The organism is Floridaenema aerugineum BLCC-F46 (assembly GCF_041929345.1).
Taxonomy (GTDB): domain Bacteria; phylum Cyanobacteriota; class Cyanobacteriia; order Cyanobacteriales; family Aerosakkonemataceae; genus Floridanema; species Floridanema aerugineum.
This window is the reverse complement of the sequence record NZ_JBHFNQ010000224.1, coordinates 1-24,308: the sequence shown is the minus strand read 5'-3', so window position 1 is coordinate 24,308 and position 24,308 is coordinate 1. Positions and strand designations below refer to the sequence as shown.

At 41.8% G+C, this 24,308-nt stretch carries 19 protein-coding genes; 11 read left to right on the top strand and 8 right to left on the bottom strand.

Annotated features, from left to right (window positions below):
- Window positions 1–131: 131 nt before the first annotated feature.
- The 4 genes from ACE1CC_RS31630 to ACE1CC_RS31615 form a co-directional block, all read right to left on the bottom strand.
- Window positions 132–2,375 (bottom strand): hypothetical protein, encoded by a 2,244-nt coding sequence (locus ACE1CC_RS31630; RefSeq protein ID WP_413274411.1) that lies wholly within the window; start codon window positions 2,373–2,375, stop codon window positions 132–134.
- Window positions 2,353–4,005, bottom strand: a complete 1,653-nt coding sequence (locus ACE1CC_RS31625) for a Swt1 family HEPN domain-containing protein (protein WP_413274410.1) — start codon at window positions 4,003–4,005, stop codon at window positions 2,353–2,355. Before ACE1CC_RS31625 ends, ACE1CC_RS31630 begins: the two co-directional genes overlap by 23 nt.
- A 330-nt stretch (window positions 4,006–4,335) precedes the next feature.
- Window positions 4,336–4,788: a tellurite resistance TerB family protein gene (locus tag ACE1CC_RS31620; RefSeq protein WP_413274409.1), complete on the bottom strand. Its 453-nt coding sequence runs from the start codon at window positions 4,786–4,788 to the stop codon at window positions 4,336–4,338.
- 62 nt (window positions 4,789–4,850) lie between these two features.
- Window positions 4,851–5,768, bottom strand: a complete 918-nt coding sequence (locus ACE1CC_RS31615) for a histone deacetylase family protein (RefSeq protein ID WP_413274408.1) — start codon at window positions 5,766–5,768, stop codon at window positions 4,851–4,853.
- A gap of 508 nt (window positions 5,769–6,276) precedes the next feature.
- On the opposite strand from ACE1CC_RS31615, the gene gyrA reads away from it, so the two are divergent.
- A complete protein-coding gene (gene gyrA / locus ACE1CC_RS31610) occupies window positions 6,277–8,844 on the top strand; it encodes a DNA gyrase subunit A (protein ID WP_413274407.1) in 2,568 nt (855 codons plus the stop codon).
- Between the two features lie 64 nt (window positions 8,845–8,908).
- The gene (gene lnt / locus ACE1CC_RS31605; RefSeq protein ID WP_413274406.1) at window positions 8,909–10,501 is read left to right on the top strand and encodes an apolipoprotein N-acyltransferase; all 1,593 of its coding nucleotides are present in this window, start codon (window positions 8,909–8,911) and stop codon (window positions 10,499–10,501) included.
- 7 nt (window positions 10,502–10,508) lie between these two features.
- On the opposite strand, the gene tsaB is transcribed toward lnt, so the two are convergent.
- Window positions 10,509–11,150 (bottom strand): tRNA (adenosine(37)-N6)-threonylcarbamoyltransferase complex dimerization subunit type 1 TsaB, encoded by a 642-nt coding sequence (gene tsaB, locus ACE1CC_RS31600; protein ID WP_413274405.1) that lies wholly within the window; start codon window positions 11,148–11,150, stop codon window positions 10,509–10,511.
- A gap of 394 nt (window positions 11,151–11,544) precedes the next feature.
- On the opposite strand from tsaB, the gene ACE1CC_RS31595 reads away from it, so the two are divergent.
- Together ACE1CC_RS31595 and ACE1CC_RS31590 are read left to right on the top strand one after the other, a co-directional pair.
- Window positions 11,545–12,417 carry an exosortase-dependent surface protein XDP2 gene (locus ACE1CC_RS31595; protein WP_413274404.1) on the top strand — a complete coding sequence of 291 codons (873 nt, stop codon included), beginning with the start codon at window positions 11,545–11,547 and terminating at the stop codon, window positions 12,415–12,417.
- Window positions 12,418–13,027: 610 nt separating this feature from the next.
- On the top strand, window positions 13,028–13,909 hold the full coding sequence (locus ACE1CC_RS31590; protein WP_413274403.1) for an exosortase-dependent surface protein XDP2: 882 nt from the start codon (window positions 13,028–13,030) through the stop codon (window positions 13,907–13,909).
- Between the two features lie 177 nt (window positions 13,910–14,086).
- Here the strand turns inward: ACE1CC_RS31590 and ACE1CC_RS31585 are convergent, their stop codons facing one another.
- Window positions 14,087–14,335 (bottom strand): Ycf34 family protein, encoded by a 249-nt coding sequence (locus ACE1CC_RS31585; RefSeq protein WP_413274402.1) that lies wholly within the window; start codon window positions 14,333–14,335, stop codon window positions 14,087–14,089.
- Between the two features lie 107 nt (window positions 14,336–14,442).
- On the opposite strand from ACE1CC_RS31585, the gene ACE1CC_RS31580 reads away from it, so the two are divergent.
- The 3 genes from ACE1CC_RS31580 (at window position 14,443) to ACE1CC_RS31570 (ending at window position 17,406) form a co-directional block, all read left to right on the top strand.
- Window positions 14,443–15,729, top strand: coding sequence for a tRNA nucleotidyltransferase/poly(A) polymerase family protein (locus ACE1CC_RS31580; RefSeq protein ID WP_413274401.1), 1,287 nt, complete (start codon window positions 14,443–14,445; stop codon window positions 15,727–15,729).
- A gap of 131 nt (window positions 15,730–15,860) precedes the next feature.
- Window positions 15,861–16,463 (top strand): precorrin-6Y C5,15-methyltransferase subunit CbiT, encoded by a 603-nt coding sequence (cbiT, locus tag ACE1CC_RS31575; RefSeq protein WP_413274400.1) that lies wholly within the window; start codon window positions 15,861–15,863, stop codon window positions 16,461–16,463.
- Window positions 16,464–16,536: 73 nt separating this feature from the next.
- Entirely contained in the window at window positions 16,537–17,406 is an 870-nt protein-coding gene (locus tag ACE1CC_RS31570) for a phosphatidate cytidylyltransferase (RefSeq protein ID WP_413274399.1), read from the top strand.
- Between the two features lie 169 nt (window positions 17,407–17,575).
- Here the strand turns inward: ACE1CC_RS31570 and ACE1CC_RS31565 are convergent, their stop codons facing one another.
- Window positions 17,576–18,328 carry an LmeA family phospholipid-binding protein gene (locus ACE1CC_RS31565; protein ID WP_413274398.1) on the bottom strand — a complete coding sequence of 251 codons (753 nt, stop codon included), beginning with the start codon at window positions 18,326–18,328 and terminating at the stop codon, window positions 17,576–17,578.
- 95 nt (window positions 18,329–18,423) lie between these two features.
- Here ACE1CC_RS31565 and ACE1CC_RS31560 point away from each other — a divergent pair, with 95 nt between their 5' ends.
- Window positions 18,424–19,164, top strand: coding sequence for a pseudouridine synthase (locus ACE1CC_RS31560; protein ID WP_413274397.1), 741 nt, complete (start codon window positions 18,424–18,426; stop codon window positions 19,162–19,164).
- 129 nt (window positions 19,165–19,293) lie between these two features.
- On the top strand, window positions 19,294–20,079 hold the full coding sequence (locus ACE1CC_RS31555; RefSeq protein ID WP_413274396.1) for a helix-turn-helix domain-containing protein: 786 nt from the start codon (window positions 19,294–19,296) through the stop codon (window positions 20,077–20,079).
- Between the two features lie 332 nt (window positions 20,080–20,411).
- Here the strand turns inward: ACE1CC_RS31555 and malQ are convergent, their stop codons facing one another.
- Window positions 20,412–21,908: a 4-alpha-glucanotransferase gene (gene malQ / locus ACE1CC_RS31550; protein WP_413274395.1), complete on the bottom strand. Its 1,497-nt coding sequence runs from the start codon at window positions 21,906–21,908 to the stop codon at window positions 20,412–20,414.
- Between the two features lie 284 nt (window positions 21,909–22,192).
- On the opposite strand from malQ, the gene ACE1CC_RS31545 reads away from it, so the two are divergent.
- Together ACE1CC_RS31545 and ACE1CC_RS31540 are read left to right on the top strand one after the other, a co-directional pair.
- Window positions 22,193–22,624: an NUDIX domain-containing protein gene (locus tag ACE1CC_RS31545; RefSeq protein WP_413274419.1), complete on the top strand. Its 432-nt coding sequence runs from the start codon at window positions 22,193–22,195 to the stop codon at window positions 22,622–22,624.
- Window positions 22,625–22,862: 238 nt separating this feature from the next.
- Entirely contained in the window at window positions 22,863–24,107 is a 1,245-nt protein-coding gene (locus tag ACE1CC_RS31540) for a Rid family detoxifying hydrolase (RefSeq protein WP_413274394.1), read from the top strand.
- Window positions 24,108–24,308: the final 201 nt, after the last annotated feature.

Below are 24,308 nucleotides of genomic sequence, written 5' to 3'. Positions count from 1 at the left end.
ACTCTTCCTTGTGCAGGTGGTGATAAAGCTTGTTGTAATGCGATCGATCTTGCATTAACAACATTTTCAGGATTACTGAAAAGTTCGGCTTCTGTATAATCTTCTGACAGATTTGTTTCCTCCTAATCATGTTAACAACCTTCTAATCGCAGGAAATGAACTCTTCCTGATGCTTCGCCTGCAACAATTGTTACGCCATCGGGTGCAACTGCACAGCAATTTAATGCACTCTCTCCAGTGAAACTAGCAATTACCTCTCGACTTTCCAAATCCCAGACTTTCAGAGTTTGGTCAGATGAAGCAGAAACTATTTGTTTGCCATCTGGTGTTACTGCGACAGTATTTACACAGTCAGTATGACTTGTCAGGGCGAAAAGTTCCTTTCTATTTTCTAGATCCCAGACTTTGATAGTATTGTCACATGAACCAGAAATTATCTGTTTGCCATTCGGTGTCACAGCCACAGATTTTACTGATTTAGTATGACCGCTGAGGGTGAAAAGCTCTTCTCCTTTTTGCCAATTCCAGACTTTAATACTCTTATCATCTGACCCAGAAATTACCATGTTGTCATTTGCTGTAACTGCCACACTTTGTACAGATTTACTATGACCCTTGAGAGTAAACAGTTCCTCTCCTGATTGCCAATACCAAACCTTGAGAGTCTTATCATCTGAACCAGAAATCACTCTGTTGCCATTGGGTGTAACTGCCACAGAGCGCACTGATTTAGTATGACCTTTGAGGGTAAAACAATTGTCTACAAATCCAAGCTTAGAGCCTTTTACAGTCTTATCATCTGAACCAGAAATCACTAAGTTTTTCAACTCTTGTACTACTACAGATTGTACCGATTTTGTGTGACCTCTGAGGAAGATTGGCTTTTGAGTTTTCCGATTCCAGAGTTTAACAGTTTTGTCATCTGAAGCACTAATCACCCAGTTTTCTGTTACTGCTACAGCTTGTACTGATTTGGTATGATCTGGAACAGGGAAACTTTCCTTTTCTTTTTGCAGATTCCAGACTTTGATGGTTTTGTCTGACGATCCAGAGATAACCTGTTTGCCATCTGGTGTGACAGCTAAACCTTGTACCGATTCAGTATGACCTGTAAGAGGAAAAACTTCCTTCCCGGTTTCCAAATTCCAGACTTTGAGAGTTCCGTCATCTGAACCAGAAATCATCCGGTTGCCATCTGGCGTTACTGCCACAGATCGTACTGATGTAATATGACTTTTGAGAGGAGGAAAAATTATCTCTCGTTTGTGCCAATTCCAGACTATCAGTGTGTTGTCAGCTGAGGCAGAAATCACCCGGTTGCCATCTGGTGTTACTGCCAAACCTTCTATCCGGTTAGTGTGGCCTCCGAGATTAAAGAGGAACTCTCGCTTTTGCAGATCCCAAACTTTCAAATGGTTGTTAGCATCACCAGAAAACAGCCTACTACCATCTGGTGTCACTGCCACAGCCAATACAGGAGAGTTATGACCTTTTAAGGTAAAAATTTCATTTCCATTATCCAGATTCCAAACTTTGAGAGTGCCATCATGTGAACCAGAAATCACCTGTTTACTATCTGGTGTAACTACCACAGCATTTACTGAATCATTGTGACCTTTACAGATGAAAACGAGGTTTCCTGTTTCCAGGTTCCAGACTTGGAAAGTGCCATCACTAGAAGCGGAAACTGCCTGTTCCCCATTAGGAGTGATGACGACTGCTTTTACCCTGCCAGTATGTTTAAGAGTTTTCAATTTTTGTCCCGATAGCAAATCCCAGACTTTGAGAGTGCCACCTGAACCGGAAACAACCTGTTTCCCACTAGGAGTAATGGCAACTGCATTTACAGCAGCGTTATCGCTAATAGTACGCAGTAAAGCTTCTCCTGGTGCTATTAAGGTAGGTGTCAATGGGCGCAACCAAGGAGTAGCTTTCCACTGCTTTGCCTGTTCCAAAATTAGCTTAATATCTGGTAAGTCAAAAGACATCAATCGCCCCAACAATTGCCCTGCCAGTTGTGTTTTATCCTTCTCCAATACGTGCGCTGATAGCCGAATTGCACCTTGAATTAATCTCAAAGTCTCCGCTTTTTCCCCAGAAAACAACACATCAGGATTAAAAGCAAAATCGTAATCTTTAATTAGTGGCTGCGAACCTAAAGCATAAACTTTCGCTTCGATAAAATCAAAATCAGTCAACCATCGATATAATTGCTCGAATCGACTAGCCTTAACCATGTGATTAGGCAAATGCTTCAAAGCATATTCTCTATCTTCAGATACCAGGCTATCTAAGTGTTTTCTGATGTCCTTCGTTTCCAAACCTCCCGCAAACTTATCGACAATTCGAGCATTAATTTTGTGAATCAAAGTCATCGCCGTATGCCTCTACAATGTCTTTTCGAGCCAGAAAATCACAAAAGCTTTGGTGATATACGCTGTAGCGGGTTTCGTCATTTACCTGCACTTCGCGCAAAAATTGCTTCCACTCGTTGATTACCTGCTGCACCGTCACCGCTTTTTCACCAGACAATTCAGCTAGCATCCGGCGTGAAACTGGTTCCCTAAGTTCTGCCAGAAAATAAACAATTGCAACTTTGTGCATGGGTAGCGGTTCACTCAGCATCCCCATTCGCCGCCAATGATCCTCATAATAAGCCTGTAAACCTTGCGGCAAATTATCAATACTCAAATCTCGATAAAATCCCCGCTCAATTTCCTGCAAAACATACTTCAAATACATGAAATTGTTCTCGCTTTTCTTAGCAAGCAAAGTCACAAAATCTTCCCCCGTCAACTTTTGTCCATCAATCCACGCCTTAAGCTGCGGCGATTTCTCAATTTCTCGCCTAATATATGTTTGGATATCTTGCAAACTTTCCGCTTGATACTGCATCAACTTAAATCGATGGGGAGGCGTGTTTACTGTTAAGGGTAGAGCGATCGCTCTTTGTGTTAAAACAAAATAAACTCCCTTGGGCAAAGTTACAGGTAAATAAAGGATATTTCCGCCAGAATAGTCAGTTTGATTTACTTCATCCAGTGCATCGATCGCAATTACCAGCCGTTCACCCGTTTTCAGTTTCGCACTAATTTCTTCTAACAACTTGGCAAAAAACTTGCCATCTCGCGTCATTTCAGCTGTGAAAGACTGATAACCTAAATTGTAGCGCGAAATAATTTGGGAGCAAACACTTTCTAAAAATTGGTCGGTGCGGTTGATAGCTTGAGAGCGAATATTGAAATGAACTATGCACCCCGTGCGCCGGACATATTCAGCTAAAATAGCAGTTTTCCCCATACCGGGATCTGCTTCAATAATAAAGTAACCATTCGGCTGACTTGCGAGAAAATCTTCTATTGCCTTAAACACAAATTCACGCCCAACAAAACCATCTGTTTTTTCATCAATTAACGCTTGAAACTGATGATTTACTTTCGGTGACTCTGCAACTACTGGCTGATTGTTAATTACCTGTTCTGGCTTTTGTTCAACTTGATTATCTCCCCAATTTTGCCGTCTAAATTCTTCTTTTCGCTGTTCTATTTCCTCAGCTGCTTTTTTAGCATCCGTCGCAGTCAATAACCGCGCCATGCTATCTAGTGCGCGATAAGTATAATCATTGTCGAACTTTGGTAAATCGTTATGTTTTACGTTATTTCGTACTTCCAACAATTCACTAACTAGACTGCGCTGAGAATAACCAAATTGTGGCGCATCCCGAAAAGCATCATTCCATTTATCAATGATTAGTTTCAGCACAACTTGGGGATCTTTCCATTTTAAGTCATCTCCCTCAAAGTGATAATCCTGTAACCCAAGCCGCGCATTCTGCACCCAGTTTTTACCATAAGTTTTCTTCATCTGACGCTGGATAAACGGCTTGATTCCCGGTACTAAAATATCCTCTAGAGCTTTGTCTACTAGTTCTTTATTGCTTTTGCGATCGCCCTGACTCATTCCTCTAAATCCCCTAAATTGAACAATCACATCTATTATTTTCACTCAGATCTTGCACCTATCGTTTTAGCTCGCCCGGAAATCAATTTCCGGGCTAATAGCTCAAGTAGGGGCGGGTTTAGCAAAGATTTTTTGTTTCCTACAGATAACCTAAAAACAAAACCCGCCCCTACCAGTGGACCCAAAGCAAATAAATTGAAAGTATTTAGTCCTCTTCAGAGGACTTTTGCTATTAGCCTGCGAATTGATTCGCAGGCGGATATTGGTACTGAGCAATTTTTAAATATGGGAAACTAGCCAGCATTAACAGACTGAATTTGTCAGTTATCTGGCTTAAATTTCTGCTAATTACAACAGTGCTAACGCAAACAACCTCTAAGAAAACGCCTCTTCCTCCTCATCAATTAACTCATCGATCAGATCCTGCGCCACATCTTCCGAAATATCCAAAGCTGCCGCTAACTGAGACAAGAAACTTTCTTCATCCTCATCAATTTTCTGATCGACTAACACCATTTCTGCCACTGCTTGAAACCCAATTTCTGCCAGATCATCAGTAATAGATGCCACTGCGGTTCTAAATAAAACCCCAATTCCCTCCTCATTTAAAAGTTTAGTAATTTTATTGATCATCTCCTGAAACTCATCAACTGAGTAACTATCGAAGATATCCTGAGTATTGATGATATTAATTGCCTCCTCGCTTTCCTCTTTTGAAGGTTGACCATTAGCGTAAACTGCGACCATGACGATCGCAGCCACAGCCTCTTCTGGACTCAGTTTTTGTTTGCTAGTAATATCTACATCAAAGATTTCTTGGTACTTCACGGCTGTAATCTCCTCCCTAGTTGATTAGTTATGAGTTCTGCTCAATAAAAATGCCCACTTTACTAAACTAAACACTGTTCAATTGTTGCCACTACAGATTCAGCCAAAGCCGCTAAATCGTAACCTCCCTCTAAACCAAAAACAATCCGCCTAGTTAACTTTAAGCAATACTCTGTAAAGATGGCAAAATCATCAGGTTGCAACTCAATTCTGGCTAAAGGATCGGCAGCATTAGCATCATATCCAGCACTAACAATGAGCAAATCTGGGCGATAAATCGATAAAAATGGCATTACTTCCGATTCAAATGCCCTTTGATATTCTGCAATAGCACTACCCGGAGGTAGAGGAATATTTAACACATTTTTATATTCTCCCCGTTCATTTGCATAACCTGTTCCCGGATAACAAGGCGACTGATGCAACGAACAATAAGCTAATTTAGGATGATGTTCCACAAAGTTCTGTGTGCCATTGCCGTGATGCACATCCCAATCTAAAATAGCCACTCGTTTAATTCCCGGTTGTGACAAAGCGTAACAAGCTGCGATCGCCGCATTGGAAAACAAACAAAAACCCATTCCCCGATCGCGTTCTGCATGATGTCCCGGTGGACGCGCCAACACAAACGCCGGATCTCCCGTTGCCAAAACGCGATCGACTCCATCCAACCAAGCATTCACAGCTAACAACGCCACATCATAACTAGCAGCAGAAACCGGAGTATCACCATCCAAATTCCCCCCACCACGTTTGGCAATTAATTCCACTCTTTCAATATGTTCCTGAGAATGTACCTTTTGCAACCAAGGCATCACATCTCTTTCCGCTACTGGTGTTGGTAATTGCCACTTTAACAACTCAGCAAATGGCACATTTTTCAAAGCTTCTACAATTGCACTTAAGCGTTGCGGACGTTCTGGATGAAATGAACCAGTATCGTGTAACAAAAACTCATCAGAATAAATTACAGGCAACATACTTTCTAGTAGGTAAACAATCAGGAATTTTTTCCACCTTAGCAATATAGAAGCACAGGTGCAGCAAGCTGATTTCATTTAGTAACAAATTTTTGAATATCGCTGGCTTACTAGTCCTAAAACAAGCTGCTGTATTTTTCCTTTTACTTCCCAATCCCCGGCTGTAATTTTAACACTTCAATTTCCGCTCGATTGCCTAATTATTTCAAAATAATCTAGTCAATCAGCCCCGGTAAAATTCTAATTTAAGCCTAAATCTTTGAAAATTCGATCGCCAATAATCAAACTAATTCATAACAACAAATAGTCAGCTAGAAAGTCAGTAACTATTTAACTACTAGGAAAACCATACCAGATTAAAGGAAAAGTTAATTTTGCTCAACCAAAAACGGCAAAATATGATAGAATTTTAATGGTATTTCGGCATTATTGAAACTCAATTTAGCTGAAATTTCAATTACTTGCATTTTAGCAACATATATCTCACATTTTTGGAGTTTTTCACCGTATGACCACTTCCCAGGAGCGGATTATACCCACAGATTTAGGGAACGAGATGTCCCGGTCTTACCTGGAATACGCAATGAGCGTGATTGTAGGGCGGGCACTCCCAGATGCTAGGGATGGTCTCAAACCAGTACATCGGCGCATTCTGTATGCAATGCACGAATTGGGACTCACCCCAGACCGCCCGTTTAGAAAGTGCGCCCGTGTGGTAGGGGAAGTGTTAGGTAAGTACCATCCTCACGGGGACACAGCGGTATATGATGCGCTAGTGCGGATGGCGCAAGACTTTTCCATGCGATCGCCCCTGATCAACGGACATGGCAACTTCGGTTCGGTAGACAACGATCCACCAGCAGCAATGCGTTACACCGAATGTCGCTTGCAAGCACTCGCCACCGAAGCAATGCTGCGGGACATCGAAGCGGAAACCGTTGATTTTGCCGATAACTTCGACGGTTCTCAACAAGAACCCGTAGTTTTACCCGCCAGAGTTCCCCAACTTTTGCTTAACGGTTCATCTGGTATTGCAGTGGGAATGGCAACTAACATTCCCCCACACAATTTGGGAGAATTAATTGATGGTTTGATCGCTCTAATTCATAATCCAGAAATTACCGATATTCAGTTAATTCGACATATTCCTGGCCCTGATTTTCCCACAGGTGGACAAATTTTAGGAACTTCAGCAATTAAAGAAGCTTATACCACTGGACGTGGTTCAATTACGATGCGGGGAGTTGCCAATATTGAAACTATTGAACATCGTGGCAGACCCGATCGAGAAGCAATCATCATTACTGAATTACCTTACCAAACAAACAAAGCAGCATTAATCGAAAAAATTGCCGAATTAGTCAACGATAAAAGACTAGAAGGAATAGCAGATATTCGGGATGAAAGCGATCGCGATGGCATGAGAGTCGTCATCGAATTAAAACGCGATGCTTACCCCAGAGTTGTCCTCAATAACCTTTACAAACAAACCCCATTACAAGCAAACTTTGGCGCAAATATGCTGGCGCTAGTCAATGGCGAACCCCAGCTATTAACCATAAAACAATTCCTCGATGTCTTTCTAGACTTTCGCATTGAATGTATTACCAGACGCACGCAATACGAACTGCGAAAAGCCGAAGAAAGAGATCACATTTTACAAGGATTGTTAATTGCCCTCGCCAACTTAGATAGAATTATCGAATTAATTCGTCACGCTGCTGATGCACCTACCGCACGCCAAGAATTGATCGAAAATTATGGACTTTCTGATGCCCAAGCTGACGCAATCTTACAAATGCAATTGCGGCGTTTGACAGCTTTAGAAGCCGAAAAAATTAGCCAAGAACATGAAGAATTAGTTGCCAAAATTGCTGATTTGCGCGACATATTGCAACGTCGAGAACGCATCTTAGAAATCATTGAAACCGAAGCAGCACAGCTAAAAACCACCTTTGCCACACCCAGAAGAACAGTCATTGAACACGCCGAAGGTGAACTCGACGACACCGATTTAATTGCCAATGAAAAAGCCTTGATTCTATTAACTGAACAAGGTTATATCAAGAGGATGCCAGTGAGTACCTTTGAAGCGCAAAGTCGGGGAACTCGTGGCAAAGCAGCTAACAAAATGAAAGATGATGATGTCGTCGAACATTTTCTCACCTGTTGCGATCACGACAGCGTTTTGTTCTTCAGTGATAAAGGCGTTGTTTACTGCTTAAAAGCTTACCAAATTCCCACATCATCGCGTACTGCTAGAGGCGTTCCGATCGTCCAAATGTTACCAATTCCCGTCGATGAAAAAATCACCTCGATGGTAGCGGTAGCCGAATTTAGCAACGATGAATACTTGGTAATGTTAACCAAGCAAGCCTACATTAAGAAAACCCAACTTTCCGCATTTAGTAACATTCGGGCAAATGGATTAATTGCGATTTCTTTGGAAGAAGGCGATCAATTACGCTGGGTTAGACGCGCCAGAATTGAAGATAGTATTATTATTGGATCGCGTCAAGGAATGGCAATTCACTTCAAAGCAGATCACGATCAATTGCGTCCTTTAGGTCGGGCTACTAGAGGCGTAAGGGCAATGAGATTAGAAAATGGTAATGAAGTAATTAGCATGGATGTTTTACCCGGTTCAATTGTTGCTAACATTGCCCTAGTAAGCGAAACTGAACCAGAATTAGAGGCTGAAGAAACCAATAGTAATGGAGAAGAAGTACTCAACGGAACACAAGGGCCTTGGGTGTTAGTAGTCACCAATGGCGGCTACGGAAAACGAGTGCCTGTTTCCCAATTTAAGTTGTACAATCGGGCAACAAAAGGCAAAATTGCGATTAAATTCCGCAAACAGAATGATACATTAGCCTCACTGTTAATCGTCAATGAAGATGATGAATTGATGATGGTAACAACGCGAGGAATTATTATTCGTCAAGCTGTGAATGCTATTCCTTCCCAATCTCAATATGCCACAGGTGTAAGAGTACAAAGGTTGGATGAGGATGATGCGATCGCAGCTGTCGCCCTAGTTCCTCCCACCAATGGCGAAGAAGAAGAAGCTGAATAATTCTATATCCCTAGATCCCCGACAACTTCTGCTTTCGTCGGGGATCTGAGTTCGCTTAAATTCAATGAAAAATTCCACCAAATTGCGTTTAATTATTAGCTTCATCAGTGGCATTTTAATGGGAATGACAGCCGCACCTTTCGGTGTTTGGCCCTTAGCTTGGATCGCTTTAATTCCCTTATGGATTTTTACAGTAAAAAGCCAAAAATCCGAAAAAACTCTTTACCTTTATGCTATACTTTGGGCAATTGGCTATCATGGCTTAACTCTATCTTGGATAATCAAACTTCATCCCTTAACTTGGTTGGGAATTCCTTGGATTTTGAGTTTAGCGATCGCGATCGGCGCACTACTATTATTTACAATTTGGGGCAGTGTCTTAGTAACAATTTGGGCAATTGGTAACAGGGCAATTTTCCAATTTATTGCCAATCATAAATCCCCCATTCCCAACGGTTTAATTCGCGTATTAATCGGTACAACTCTTTGGTGCGTTCTGGAATATATTTGGAGTGCAGGCCCTTTTTGGTGGACTTCCTTATCCTTTACCCAAAGTCCCCATAATTTAGCAATTTTACATCTCAGTCAAATCTCTGGCCCAAATACAATTAACGCCGTAATTGTCGCCGTAAATGGTTTAATAGCTGAAGTTTTTATCTCCCGCGAATCACAGACAAAATCATTACATAAAGGTTATTTGAGTAGTGCGATCGCACTACTAATTACTTCCCATTTAATAGGATGGGGAATTTACAGCCAACCATTAAACGATCGACCAAACAACGCTTTAAAAGTAGGAATTATTCAAGGTAATATTGCCAACCGAATTAAATTTACTCCCGAAGGTTTGCGCCTTTCCTTAATCAGATATACCAACGGATATCGCAATTTAGCACAGCAAGGAGTAGCAGCAGTTTTAACCCCAGAAGGCGCTTTATCATCTCAATGGAGTGACCCACCATCACTAAATAACCCTTTTTATCAAGCTATTTTGGACGAAAATGTAGTAGCTTGGGTAGGCGCACATCGTCGCCAAGGAAATAGTTTTACGAATAGCTTATTTACTGTTACAGGAACAGGCGAAATTTTCAGCCGTTACGACAAAGTAAACTTAGTAGCTTTTGGTGAATACGTACCTTTTCGAGACATTTTAGGGCGGATATTTCCCCAAGTTTCCGCAGTCGGATCAGATCAAGTTCCGGGTGTATCTAATCAAATAATTGATACACCTTTTGGTCGCGCCATTGTCGGTATTTGTTATGATTCAGCATTTACTCGACATTTTCAACGCCAAGCAGCTTTAGGAGGTCAATTTATTCTCACATCATCTAACAACGATCCTTATAATGCTGCCATGCAATTTCAACATCATGCACAGGATGTTTTACGGGCAATAGAGAGCGATCGCTGGGCAGTAAGAGCCACCAATACAGGTTATTCTGCTATTGTCGATCCTCATGGCAAAACTAAATGGATCTCCCAAACTAAAACATATCAAATTCACGCCGACACAGTTTATCGTCGCCAAACTAAAACCTTATATGTTCGTTGGGGAGATTGGTTAACACCACTTTTATTACTAACTTCCGCAGTTATTTTAACCGGGAAATTTTGGTCTACCCAGATCCCCGACTTCTTCAAGAAGTCGGGGATCTAATGTAGCTTTATTCTACTGGATGTTGACCGTAAAAAGGTAAAGCTTCCGACCAATGAGGACGTAACCCTTCTTTCCAACTCAAATATGCCAGTTCTAACAAATCAGAAACCGACGCACCCATGTTACCGGAAACTTCAATTAATTTGTAGGGATAAGTCAAATTTGCCAAAGTTTGTTGCCAAGCTTCCGGTTTCATTACTGTATCTGGTAACAATTCAACCTGCTTTAGATCGTTGACAGATTTTTGATAAACTGCGCCAAATACCTCGCCGCGACTGGCTGGCATTTGAACTGCGATCGCTAATCGATCGTCCTCTGAGTTATGCGACCAAGCGATCGCTGCCAAAGTAGAAATAGCAAACAAAGGAATATCTAGTTGTTGCGCCAACGTCCGGGCACTCACCACACCAATGCGCGTACCCGTGAAACTACCCGGGCCTTTCGCCACCGCAATAAAAGCTAAGTCTGACCAAGATTGTGGTTGGATAAATCCGGCTAAATACTGATGCAAGTGCGTAGATAAATCATGCCCTAAATTCCAAGTTTGACAGCGACTATCATCAGTAAAATTACTGATAATTATGCCTAATTCCGGGCTACTACTGTGAATACCCAAACCGTATTCCGCCTTCTCTGTACACCTTTCCATGAATTCAACCAGTCAACAAATTTTTCTTAGCAAAAAGTCTCTGTAATACTTCTAGTATAATCCTCATTTCACCAGAAATTCTGCCGTTAATTAACTAAATACACTAGTTGGCTATAGTTAAATTTTTGTTATTACTTAAGGAGCCAAGGAAATTTTAAAGTAAAGAATAAGTTCTCATTGATTATTGGTAATTGGCGAACAGGAATGGGTAGTATAGAACTAGATGGAATCAATTATAAAAACCACCTTCAATCCAGATACATGATTCCCCACCAAATAAATAAAATTGAGTTTTAATTTTTTTCTTTAAAACTAGCAAAGATCCAGATCGCAAAATAAAAAAAACCACATTATCATCATATTGATTGTGTAAAGCACAATAAGGAGCAACAAAATGAAATTACAACGTACCGCGACTTTTCTAGGATTGGCTTGTAGCACAGTTTTAGCTTTTTCTACTGCTGCTCAAGCTGCCAGTTTTACCAGTAACGTTAGCCAAACAATAGACCCAAACGCTGATATTTGGTTAAACTCCATTACTCAGAATGGCACTACATTTAGCGATTTTAATTTGGTCAACCGAGCTACTATTGTCTTCAATACCTCTATCAGTAATGTACTACCTGGACAAACTTCCAATCCAGAACTAGGTCTCTCGGTTAACAACACTGGTGCTGCTAGCACAGACAGAGGCGATAATGCTACCGCACCAGGTGGTCGGGAAGTATCTGGTTTGAATAACCCTACAGGTGATGACATCGCTGCATATTTGGGTAACACCAACCTCAACAACATTATTGATGTTGAAGATGGTAAAAGCATGAAATTGAACCTGTTCTTCCAAGAAACTATTTTCGCGGATAATACAGGCTTAGATAACCTCTTCTTCTGGGAACGGGGCGCTGGAGAATGGAATGCCAGCGACTTGGGTATTCAAGCAATTGACGCGAACGGCAATACGATCGGTAACTTTCTCAGGCTCGACGGCTATGCTAAACAAGATGCAGGCTTTAGCCTTGACACACAAGAAATTGCTGGGGCACAACGAGTAGGAACCTGGGGAGTTAAACTCAGCGACTTGGGAGTAACATCTGCTGCGGGTATCCAAGTTTTTGCAGATTCGACTTACAGAGGCCCTGATTTCAAGGTGATGGCGCGATCGAGTCCAGCAGCAAGCGTACCTGAACCTGCAACCCTCGCTGGTTTAGGATTAATAGCTGCTTCTTTAGCCGCATTTCGCCGTCGTCAACTCAGCAAAAACTTTTAACAAACTTCCCATCTACTTCCCTTCTTGAGGAAAACAAAGAGGTACACACTTAAAGTAGTACCTCTTTGTTTTTATCTGTTTTGGTTTCATCAATAAATCATCACCTAAATTTTCAGATCTATCACAAATATCATCTGTAAACTTACTGATTACTATGCCTAATTCTCAGCCAGTAATGTAAAAACCGATCCCGTACCTTCCTTCACCGAGTAAATGCCGTATTAGTTAACCTAACAACTTAAATTTACTCTCCATATTTTCCTAGATAGTTTCAGGATAAATATAGGTTTTTCTCCATAGTATCAGTCCTTTTTTAAAATTATTACAGGTAAATACTTATAAAAAAAAATCAGCAATTATTTTCTATAAGTCAGTTATTTAAAATTATGTAAAATTCATTTTTGCTGCTTGTAAATTTGATTTTTTATGCTTAAAATTATGTTATGTGTGAATCCCCAATGAATTCCGTAGGAAATTAAATTCTGCGTATTGGTTACTTTACTAAACCAGAGTCAGTTAACTGATTTAGCTTTAAAGTTCAGGAAAAATATCAGAAAAATCAGGAAATAAACACTCTTACTCAACTCAAAACCTCCGAAGGAGCAACAAAATGAAACTTAAAAATACAGCTACAATTTTCGGCATTGCTTGCGGAACAATTCTTTCTATTTCCACCACCGCACAAGCTGCTTCTTTCTCGGTAGGCGTTAGCCAAAGCACTGACCCTAAAGCAGATATTTGGTTGCAATATATTACTCAAAATGGTGTCAGTTTTAATCAATTTAACTTGATTAATGAAGCCAAAGGCGATATTCTTTCTAATGACAGAATTAATTTAACTGGCAGAACAGGAGAAACAGCCAATGCTAGTCAAGGTGGTTTCAACAACAACACAGGTGCAGCTAGCACAGACAGAGGCGACAATGCCAGCAGACCCAATGGTTTAGAAGTATCTGGTATTAACAACCCAACAATGCCTGAAATTGCCACCTACTTGGGTAATACTAACTTGAATAACATCATTGATACTGAAGATACAGGTTCCTTTGAAATGAACCTATTCTTCACTTACCTACTTCAGGAAGATAACAGAGGATTGGATAGTATCTTTGTTTTTGAACGGGGTAGAAATAGCGACTTAGCTATTCAAGCTATTGATGAAAGAGGCAACCGGATCGGTAACTTTTTGCAACTCAATCGCCAAAATCAAACCGATCTTGGCTATAGCATTGACACCACAGAAATTAGTGGCGCACAAAGCGTAGGTGGATGGGGAATTAGCCTCAGTCAATTGGGAGTTACTTCTGCGGCTGGTATTCGCATTAGAACCGAAAGCAGTTTTAATGGCCCAGACTTTAAAATGATCGGACGCTTGAATGACAATCCTGTATTGCGGCAAAGAGTACCCGAACCAGCAACCTTGCTTGGGTTAGGATTAGTAGCAGGTTCTTTAGTAGCATCTCGTCGTCGTAAAGTTAGTAAAGCTGGTTAATTTTCACAATTAAGCAGTTTCAGAAGTATTGGAGAAAATTTCATCAGGGATATAAAATTGCATCTAAAAATTGTCTATATATAAATCCAAAAGGGTTCTGTGAAAATGAACCCTTTTGTTTTTTATAAATGGTGAAAGGAGAAGGGTTTGGATCAATGCTTTCCCCCTTCCCCCGCTTCAAGTTGGTACTAACTCACCAGGACGTAACCTCGCCCATTTACCCATTTCTTGTTTAAAGCTAACGCAGCCCACAACATCCCATTCCATTTCGACATAATCTTGTCGAGGACGAATGTTAACATTGATACTGGGTTCAATTGGTTCAAAGTCGGGATCTTCTGTGAGGTGAGGTACCTCATGCTGCTTTTCTACGGCGTGGTAGGTTATGCAGCGATCGACATAATGGCAGTTAACGCAAATACACATAGCGTCTTCTCCAGTGGCTTTTTTGTTAATCTAGCTTAGGCAAGTAAGTTCGCGCTTAGTCCCTTGGTTGATTTTTGTTGCGATTATCTTAATCTAAAAAAATTAGCATGAACCACAGAGACACAGAGAACGCAGAGACAGAATTTTCGGCATTGTCTCCCGAAAATTGGCCTTTCGATTTGGAATGGTTGCCGGAATCTGCTTACATGGTAGGTGGTGCGGTACGTGATGCGCTTTTGGGGAGACAACGTGATTATTTGGATTTGGATTTTATTATCCCGGAAAAAGCCGTGAAGGTTGCCCGCAAAATCGCCACTCACTACAAAGCTGGGTTTGTTTTGTTAGATCCCCAAAGACAAATTGCTAGGGTAGTTTTTCCCCATGCTACCGCTGATTTCGCCCAGCAAGAAGGAGACTCGTTAGAAACTGATTTGCGGCGACGGGATTTTACCATGAATGCGATCGCCTACCACCCCCACACCAACCAACTCATCGATCCCCTGCAAGGTTACACTGATTTAAAGCAAAGTCTCATCCGCATGGTTTCCCCTGCTAATCTGCAAGATGATCCTTTGCGCTTATTAAGAGCATATCGTCAAGCTGCCCAATTAGGTTTTACTATTCAACCAGAAACTCGTTCCGTAATTCGAGAAATCGCACCTTTAATTGGTACAGTTGCAGCTGAACGAGTCCGAGTAGAATTAGGTTATCTCCTTAATTCTTCCTCTGGAATTCCCTGGTTAACCGCTGCTTGGGAAGATGGATTAATTAATATTTGGTTGAGTCACGCCACAGAAAAAAGTTTCCGCCAACTTGTCGCCGTTGACTGGGCAGCTACCACATTAGCAAAAACTTGGCCTCAATTAGAAACAGAACTTTCTCAACCAATTCGTGATACTATCAAAACTCCTTGGTTAAGTCTTGCCAAACTCGCTTGTTTAGTTACAACCGATCCGATTTTGGCAGAAGCAGAATTACAAAAACTCTCTTACAGTCGCGCCGAAATTAAAGCTGTAACTACGATATTGAAACTTTTACCACAGTTGCATTTAAAGCAAGTTTTACCTGATGGAATGTCTTTAAGAGAGCAATATTTTCTGTTTCGAGAAGCTGGAAAAGCTTTTCCCATTGTGGCAGTTTCAGCCTTAGCTACCGGAATTTCAATAGATGCTATTTCGCCTTTAATTAACCGTTATCTTAATCCTGATGACCAAGTTGCCCATCCCATTACCCTAGTTTCTGGCAATGATTTAATTAGAGAACTTAACCTCAACCCTAGCCCAAAACTTGGCGAATTACTCACAGAAATTCAAATTGCTCGCATAGAAGGTAAAATTTCTAGAGTTGCCGAAGCGATCGCATTTGCCACCCACCTAATAAGCATTAATTCTTAATATCTCAATCCCAATTCCCATCTAGCAATAAATGATAATATTGCACTAACCTCTCCTAAGAAATTTCTCCCCTGCCCCCCTGCCCCTCTGCCCCCCTGCCCCCCTGCCCCCCCTGCCCCCCTGCCCCTGCTATGCCTTCCCCAATCTGGCCTTATATTACCCCAGGAATCCCAGACGATTTGTTCGATCGCTTACCGGGCATTCCCCTAAGCAAACGAGAAGTGCGACTGTTGTTAATCTCTCATCTGCGTCTCATCCCCGACACAATTTTGTGGGATATTGGCGCAGGGACGGGTACAATCCCCGTAGAAGTTGGGTTACTTTGTCCACAGGGTAAGATTATTGCTGTCGAACGAGATGAGGAAGTAGCAGGATTAATTCGCCGGAATTGCGATCGCTTCAGTGTCCCCAACGTAGATATAATCATAGGAAGCGCTCCTGAATGTCTCAAAGACTTACCTGCACGACCCAATCGAGTTTGCATTGAAGGTGGTCGCCCAATTAAAGATATTCTGTTTGAAGTGTGGCATTACTTGCCACACCAAGGCAGAGTTGTAGTTACAGCAGGCAACTTGGAAACCCTTTACAGTGTCTCTGAAACCTTTGCTCAGTTACAAGTACGGAATATAGAAGTTGTACAATCAGCTGTTAACCGTCTGGAGAAGCGAGGAAATCATCAAACATTCGCTGCTGTCGATCCGATTTTTATCCTCAGTGGCGAAAAGTTAGAGTAAAACCAAAGAGATTTTAGATTTTTCATCTACTCTAAAATCTAAAATTTAAAATCTAAAATTTAAAGCACGTCTCATGTCTTGGCCTAGAATACTTAGTGGAATTGTTGCGATCGTCCTAGCTTTAGGAATGATTTTCCTCGGAGGTTGGTATTTCACCCTTTGCTTTTGCATCATCATTTATTTAGGTCTGTTAGAATACTTTCAACTAGTACGAGCCACCGGAATTGCTCCCGCAGCTAAAACTACACTCGCAGTTAGTATAGGATTATTGATAATAGCTACAGTTTCTTCCACTCTAGCTGATGCAGTATTACCAGTAGCCGGAACTTTTATCTGTTTTTATCTCTTATTTCAGCCCAAATTAGCCACTATTGCTGATATTTCAACTTCCATCTTGGGACTATTTTACGGTGGTTATTTGCCTAGTTATTGGGTACGCTTACGTTCTCTTGGTCAAGCAGAATGTAGTAACTTACTCTTAGGCGGCTATTGGCCCGAAAATTGGACAAACATTAAAGATTGGCCTCAAGGACTGATCATTACATTACTCGCCTTTAGTTGTATTTGGGCAGCTGACATTGGTGCTTACTTTATTGGTAAATTCTTTGGTAAAACTAGTCTGTCTCACATTAGCCCGAAAAAGACAGTAGAAGGCGCAGTTTTTGGCGTTAGTGCTAGTGTAGCAGTAGCTGTAGCTGGAGCGTGGTATCTTAATTGGCATTTATGGCCGATCGCCGGAGTCGCTAATGGTCTTTTAATTGGTATTGCTAGTCTGTTAGGAGATCTCACCGAGTCAATGATGAAACGCGATGCAGGTGTCAAAGACTCAGGTCAACTAATCCCAGGACACGGCGGAATTTTAGACCGCGCCGATAGCTACGTTTTCACCGCTCCCTTAGTCTACTATTTTGTCACTCTCCTTTTACCTTTGCTGCCGAAGTGAGGCTCCAGGGGCTCCAGGGGCTCCAGGGGCTCCAGGGGCAGGGGAGCTCTCGGAGCAGTTTTGAGTTTTGAGTTTTGAGTTTTGAGTTAAAGAGTCCCCTTGTCCCCTTGTCCCCTTGTCCCCTTGTCCCCTTGTCCCCTTGTCCCCTTGTCCCCTTGTCCCCTTGTCCCTAGTCACTAGTTACTGAGATGCTGCCTCGACAGATTAGTTGACCATTGCTTAAGGTGAGTTCTTGAATATCTACATCTGCGCCTAAGTCTATGGTTAAGCTGGCTAAATTAGGGGAATTTAAGCCTAAGTCTCCTTGGATTTGGGGATTATCTAAATGTAATTGATTGCGATCGCTAATTCTCACACCAGTACTAATTGCGATCTCAGAGTTACTATCTAGCAAACAGGCTTTTAAATGAATCTGATTGCCATCAACTGTAATTGTTTGCCAATGAATCTGTTGATTTGGGAAAGTTGGGGAATTTGTACCTGCTGCTTTGAGTAACAATTGGAAAAATTCATTTAAACCGCTGATGAGTAATTCACTCTCTAAAGAAGCATTCAAGTCATCTTCAGATAAGAGTAACTCACCTTGGGCGCGAATTGGTTCTAGTAAACGTAAGGGTTTACCTTTGATTACTTGACCCAAGTTAACGCGAATATTTTCGGCAATTAGCCCAATTTGTTGCAGATGTAAACCTTGGTATACAGCGCGACTCGTAAAAAGTGTTACTTTGGGAATGTAACCAGATAAGATTTGTCGATCGCCCCCCGCAATCTGAAGTTGCAGGTCTTCTACTTGTTCCACTTGCGATCGCAGCCACAATTTTACCGCAGGTGACAACACCTTACTAATAATTCGACTGCGTTTCTTTTGCAAGTTCTCCGCACTCTGTGTCCCTTGAACCTCATTTGCCGGGAGATCGAACATAAACACCACCTATGACGATACATTTTTTCATGTAATATTTGTACATAGTTTACTGATTCTGGAAAAACCAGTTAGCAAAGCAGTCAAAATTAAGTATGGAAAGGCTGCAAAAGTTACTTTCACAGTGGGGAATCGCCTCCCGTCGTCACGCAGAAGAAATGATCCAAGCAGGTCGAGTGCGTGTTAACGGCGAAATTGCTCATTTGGGACAAAAAGCTGACCCCTTGAGCGATCGGATCGCCGTAGACGATAAATTGATTAAATCTACTAATCGTCCCCAACAGATTTACTTATTACTCAATAAACCAGCTGGAACAGTTTCCACCTGTAGCGACCCCCAAGGACGACCCACTGTTCTTCATCTATTACCCGCGTCACTGCAAAGAGGACAGGGAATTTATCCAGTAGGACGCTTAGATGCTGATTCTACAGGAGCCTTACTATTAACTAATGATGGCGATTTGGCGTTCCGCCTCACCCACCCCCGTCATAGTATGCCGAAAACCTACCAAGTTTGGGTAGAAGGTCAACCGCCAGAAAATATTCTGCAAATGTGGCGCGAAGGAGTTATCCTAGAGGGCAAAAAAACCTTACCCTGTCAAATCAGGGTTTTAGAAACAGGGTCTAAGGGCGATCACACTCTCTTAGAAGTGATTTTAAAAGAAGGGAGAAATCGCCAAATCCGGCGAGTAGCTGAACAACTGGGATATCCTGTGATTCAGCTGCACCGCACCGCAATTGGCCCAATTCAACTACAGTTACCCAAGCAGAGACTTTTGCCAGGAGAATACCGACATTTAACGGATGTAGAAATTAATTTTTTACAAAGTCGGTAAATCCAGGGTAGATTTTTCTGTTATCAGTGTAGAGTTTTCTTTGAAGACAACTTTGCACAAAAAAGTTAAAAATATTTACCCAACCACCTTAGCGAGTAGATGAGCTAGTAAATGTCAAGGATGCAGCTGATGAAGACGAATAAAAGAGAAGATCTAAGTTCTTATTTAGAAGAACAACGAGCCATAAAACTAGCAGAAATGGGTGAATATCTACGTCACCTGCGGGAACAACAAGCCCTTTCTTTAGATGACGTAGCATCGATCACTAAAGTTCCCGTCCGAATGCTCAATGCCATAGAAGAAGGTAGACTAGAACCCTTACCGGAACCAGTCTATATTAAGGGGTTCATCAAACGCTATGCTGATGCACTCGGTTTAAATGGCTCTGAATTCGCCAGCGTCTTCCCCACAGCGCAAGTTTCCAGTACTAAAAGGAAATTTTGGGGAGAAATACCAGCTGGTCAGTTAAAGCCAATTCACCTTTACCTGTTTTACCTGGTATTGATTATCTTCGCGGTAACTAGCTTATCTCAAATGGTAGATCACTCTGCTCAACAAGCAGTGATTACCCCAACAGAAAAACCAGCTACTCTTAAAAAACCTACCAATTCTAACCAAGGGCAAACAAAAGACAACGTAGCGCTTGTCAGCTTGAAAGATGGCAAAAACAGTTCTGAACCTGTAAAAGTTGGTCTGAATGTCACATCTGATTCTTGGGTGAGGGTTGTCATTGATGGCAAAACAGAGTTTGAAGGAACGCTTTCCCAAGGAACTCAGCGCACTTTTTCAGCAAAACAAGAGATCGTTTTACGTGCTGGTAATGCTGGGGGAGTCATGGTTGCTTATAATGACGAACAAGCCAAAACACTCGGAAATCCCGGAGTCGTCAAACAAGTGATTTTCAAAGCTAATTAATAGGGGATAGTCGAGGAGAAGTCGAAAATTTTACCAAAACTTATCGGGAGCGTGAAAGCCCCTGAGAAGCAGCAACGTAGTTGCGTACTTCGTGAGAGAAACGCTTAGTTTAACATTCTTCGCAAAGTAGAGACACAATTAGGCTTGTGCCTAGTCAAGGTCTGTAGGCAAGTTTTGACCCTTGCTACCAGATTTCTCATCTGGGAAACCAAAACTAAAAAGCGAAACGGGACAGCTTTAGCCTCCCGTGTAGCAACAGTTTAGAATCCCCGTGCATTTATGCCGGGGAGAGGTCAATCTTCAACCTTCTCCTATTTATCCCCTAAATCTGATCAAGCACGACCAAAAGTTTCCGTTAACTTTCTGAAGAGTTCAATTTCTCTGTAAGTTAAAGCGCCTGGTAAATAACGCCATTCCCAGTTACCCACGCCTTCACTAGGAACATTCATCCTTGCTGCACCCCCTAAACCTAAGATGTCTTGTAATGGAATGATTGCTTGATTTGCTACGGAACTAAGAGCTAATCGAATCAAATCCCAGTGAACACCTTCGGAAGAAACACAACCTATGTAGGCGAGTAAACCTTGCTTTTCATGTTCGGGAAGGAACTCATACCAACCGACCGTCGTATTATTGTCATGGGTGCCTGTGTAAACTACGCTGTTGCGCTCATAGTTAAACGGCAAGTAAGGATTACCAGCACCAGAACCAAAGGCAAAGTGTAAAATCTTCATACCGGGAAATTCAAAATCATCGCGCAATTTTTCCACTTCTGGGGTAATTACGCCTAAATCTTCAGCTAAAACGGGTAATTTGCCAAATTTATCCCGAATTACTTGGAATAATCCTTCGCCCGGTGCTTTAATCCATTCACCGTTAATCGCAGTTTCTTCGCCTCTTTCCACAGCCCAGTATGCTTCAAAACCCCGGAAGTGGTCAATGCGAACAATATCAACGTAGTCTAGTAAAGATTGGAAACGCTCTACCCACCATTTAAAATGGTCTTTTTGCAGAATTTCCCAATCGTAAACCGGATTACCCCACAATTGTCCGGTTTCGCTGAAGTAATCTGGTGGTACTCCTGCCATTAATGCGGGTTCTTTGCTTTCTTCATCTAAGCAAAAGTATTCGGGATGTGCCCAAACATCGGCGCTATCATGGGCGACATAAATGGGAATGTCTCCGATGATTTGGATGTTGCGATCGTTCGCAAATCGCTTAATATCAGACCATTGGCGGAAAAACTCAAACTGCAAGAATTTGTGGTAGATTATTTCATCTGCTAATTCCTGCTCAAACTTCGCTAATGTAGCAGGATCTCGTTCGGCTAATTCTGGTTCCCACTTATGCCAACTTTCTCCTTCATGTGCATCTCGCAATGCCATAAAAAAGGCATAGTCATCTAACCAATAAGCTTTACTGGTACAGAATGATTTAAATCGCTGTTGAGATTTTGGTGAAGTCTCTTTTTTAAAGTTTTCGCAGGCTTTTTTCAGTAAGGGAGTTTTGACTTCGATTACCTTTTCAAAGTCTACTTTGTGGGCAGGAAATTCTGGTAAGTCGCCAAAGTCTTCTTCACTCAGTAACCCCTCATCTCGCAACCGTTCCGGGCTAATCAATAGCGGGTTCCCAGCCATCGCTGAAAAACACATATAAGGAGAGTTACCATATCCTGTGGGGCCTAATGGCAAAACTTGCCACAGTTTTTGTCTGCTTTCAGCTAAAAATTCTACAAAACGATAGGCTTCTGAGCCTAAGTCTCCAATACCAAATCGACTGGGAAGTGATGTAGGGTGCAATAAAACCCCACTGGATCTAGGAAACGGCATAATTTACCTAAAAAAGGTGAAGCATGGGATATCTGTGAGATTATCACGGTAGAGTTGCGTTTAAACCTGACTCGCGAAAGGTTTTTTCTCTGACGTTTGGCAGAATGCTCGGTTTTGTGGTTAACTGGCTAATTATTACACCTCTCCAAAAAAGAATATCTATGGCAGGCAGGATGCCTACCCCACAAGAGTTATTGGAGATGTCTATTACACCTCTCCTTTCAAAGAATGTAGAGACGTTGTATACAACGTCTCTACAAGGGTTCTAAAATCGAAAATCCATGATGACTTACCGCAATCCTACTCCTACTGTTGACATCATTATTGAGTTGATCGATCGCTCCCAACGTCCCATCATCTTAATTGAACGCAAAAATCCTCCTTTCGGTTGGGCTATTCCTGGCGGTTTTGTGGATTATGGCGAGTCTGTGGAAACTGCTGCTGTTAGGGAAGCTGAGGAAGAAACGGGCGTAAAAGTAGAATTGGTGGAACAGTTTCATGTCTATTCTGACCCAAATCGTGACCCCCGTCAGCACACTTTAAGTGTGGTGTTTATTGCGACGGGTAAGGGGGAACCAAAAGCTGCTGATGATGCGAAAAATTTGGGGGTTTTTGAGTTTTGGCAGTTGCCAGATAATCTCTGTTTCGATCACGATCGGATTATGCGCGATTACTGGCATTATCGGTTTTATGGTTTGCGTCCCAGGTTAGGGTAATTTTTTTAAACCGCTCCAGACGCAGAGGACGCAGAGAGTTTTTTTTGAACCACGTTCGCGTAGCGGTGCGTAGCACTTAGACACGAAGGACACGAAGAGAATTTTTTTACCGCAAAGGACGCAAAGAGCGCGAAGAGAAGAGAAGGAAGAGAAGAGATTTTTAGGTGTGTGGATGGGAATACTTGTTGATGGAGCGATCGCAAGTGTTATTTTTTAGGGTGCGATCGAATTTTGAGCTATGGATGCTAAAGAACTGTTAGAAAGATACGCGAAAGGTGAACGGAATTTTCAAAAAGTCATACTAAGTGGGGTAGAGCTAACAGGTGCTGACCTTAGTGAAATAGACTTACAACAAGCAGATTTGAGCGCAGCAAACTTGAGTGGGTCAAACTTTACTAATGCACTAATTCTCTCAGCAAATCTTACAAGAGCAGACTTATCAGCTGCAAAAATGGCTCAAGTAAATTTGGGGTACGCGAAATTAAATCAAGCAGACTTCAGCGAGGCTGATTTAAGTGAGGGAAAGTTATGGAGTGTCCAAATGAATCAGGCGAATTTAGACAAGGCTAACCTTACAGCAGCTAACTTAGGTGCTACATCCCTAATAGGAGCTTCATTTGTTGAGGCAAATCTTAGTAGAGTAAACTTGACCAGTAATGCAAATTTAACCTCAGCAGATTTAACTAGAGCCAATTTAAGTCAAGCGAATCTAGCTGGTGCAAACCTTAAAGATGTATGCCTTGAGCAAGCTAACCTTAGAGGCGTTAATCTCAGCCAAGTTAATTTATCAGGTATTGATCTGGCTGATATGGATTTAAGCGTCGCCAATCTTGAAAAGGCAAATCTCAGCCAAAGTTATCTCCAAGGAACAAATTTAGAAAGATCCAGCCTCAGAGGAGCTAATTTAAGTGGAGCAAATCTAAGTGGAGCAAATCTGAAAAAGGCCGATTTGACTAATGCAAACATTGATGGTGTACATCTTGAAGAAGCGGACTTAACTGGTGCGATAATGCCAGATGGCAAACGTTACAAACAACAGACTTCTGATATAAAAACAGATAAATCAGAAGCTTCAAGAAAAAAGGTAGAAATAATGGATCGCAAAGTTATCTTTACAGAATCAGCCCCTTCGCCTGTTGGCCCTTATAATCAAGCAATTCTTGCTAGTGGACAAATGTTGTTTGTTGCTGGACAAATTGCGATCGATCCCAGATTAGGCGATGTTGTCTACAAGGATGATGTTACCAAACAAACAGAAAGAGTTATGGCTAACATAGAAGCCATTTTAACTGCCGCAGGTGCTAAATGGTCAAATGTAGTAAAAACCTCCGTCTTCTTGGCAAACATGAATGATTTTGCCGCCATGAATGCAGTTTATTCTAAATACTTTGATGAAGCAACCGCCCCCGCACGCGCTTGTGTAGAAGTCTCTCGTCTACCCAAAGATGTCTTAGTAGAAATTGAATGTATTGCCATGATTTAAAATAGGTACGTTGTTGGGCGTGAGCGCGTCTGTAGCGCGGAAGCGGAACAACCGACATTTTGGTTTTATTTTTCCTTTAAATATACTTTTTTTTTGTTTAAAAATTAAAATTAAATTGTCGTTTTTGGCCCTCCCCCTAACCAGTCGCGTCCCCGCCCAACAACGTACCTATTTTAAATCATGGCAATACATTCAATTTCT

Excerpts from the sequence above, each read along its gene's own strand:
- gyrA (WP_413274407.1), top strand. The coding sequence starts at position 6,277 with ATGACCACTTCCCAGGAGCGGATTATACCCACAGATTTAGGGAACGAG.
- cbiT (WP_413274400.1), top strand. The coding sequence starts at position 15,861 with ATGCCTTCCCCAATCTGGCCTTATATTACCCCAGGAATCCCAGACGAT.
- malQ (WP_413274395.1), bottom strand. The coding sequence starts at position 21,908 with ATGCCGTTTCCTAGATCCAGTGGGGTTTTATTGCACCCTACATCACTT.
- ACE1CC_RS31585 (WP_413274402.1), bottom strand. The coding sequence starts at position 14,335 with ATGTGTATTTGCGTTAACTGCCATTATGTCGATCGCTGCATAACCTAC.
- ACE1CC_RS31540 (WP_413274394.1), top strand. The coding sequence starts at position 22,863 with ATGGATGCTAAAGAACTGTTAGAAAGATACGCGAAAGGTGAACGGAAT.
- ACE1CC_RS31595 (WP_413274404.1), top strand. The coding sequence starts at position 11,545 with ATGAAATTACAACGTACCGCGACTTTTCTAGGATTGGCTTGTAGCACA.
- ACE1CC_RS31580 (WP_413274401.1), top strand. The coding sequence starts at position 14,443 with ATGAACCACAGAGACACAGAGAACGCAGAGACAGAATTTTCGGCATTG.
- ACE1CC_RS31555 (WP_413274396.1), top strand. The coding sequence starts at position 19,294 with ATGAAGACGAATAAAAGAGAAGATCTAAGTTCTTATTTAGAAGAACAA.
- ACE1CC_RS31590 (WP_413274403.1), top strand. The coding sequence starts at position 13,028 with ATGAAACTTAAAAATACAGCTACAATTTTCGGCATTGCTTGCGGAACA.
- ACE1CC_RS31570 (WP_413274399.1), top strand. The coding sequence starts at position 16,537 with ATGTCTTGGCCTAGAATACTTAGTGGAATTGTTGCGATCGTCCTAGCT.
- ACE1CC_RS31565 (WP_413274398.1), bottom strand. The coding sequence starts at position 18,328 with ATGTTCGATCTCCCGGCAAATGAGGTTCAAGGGACACAGAGTGCGGAG.
- ACE1CC_RS31545 (WP_413274419.1), top strand. The coding sequence starts at position 22,193 with ATGACTTACCGCAATCCTACTCCTACTGTTGACATCATTATTGAGTTG.
- ACE1CC_RS31560 (WP_413274397.1), top strand. The coding sequence starts at position 18,424 with ATGGAAAGGCTGCAAAAGTTACTTTCACAGTGGGGAATCGCCTCCCGT.
- ACE1CC_RS31630 (WP_413274411.1), bottom strand. The coding sequence starts at position 2,375 with ATGACTTTGATTCACAAAATTAATGCTCGAATTGTCGATAAGTTTGCG.
- tsaB (WP_413274405.1), bottom strand. The coding sequence starts at position 11,150 with ATGGAAAGGTGTACAGAGAAGGCGGAATACGGTTTGGGTATTCACAGT.
- lnt (WP_413274406.1), top strand. The coding sequence starts at position 8,909 with ATGAAAAATTCCACCAAATTGCGTTTAATTATTAGCTTCATCAGTGGC.
- ACE1CC_RS31615 (WP_413274408.1), bottom strand. The coding sequence starts at position 5,768 with ATGTTGCCTGTAATTTATTCTGATGAGTTTTTGTTACACGATACTGGT.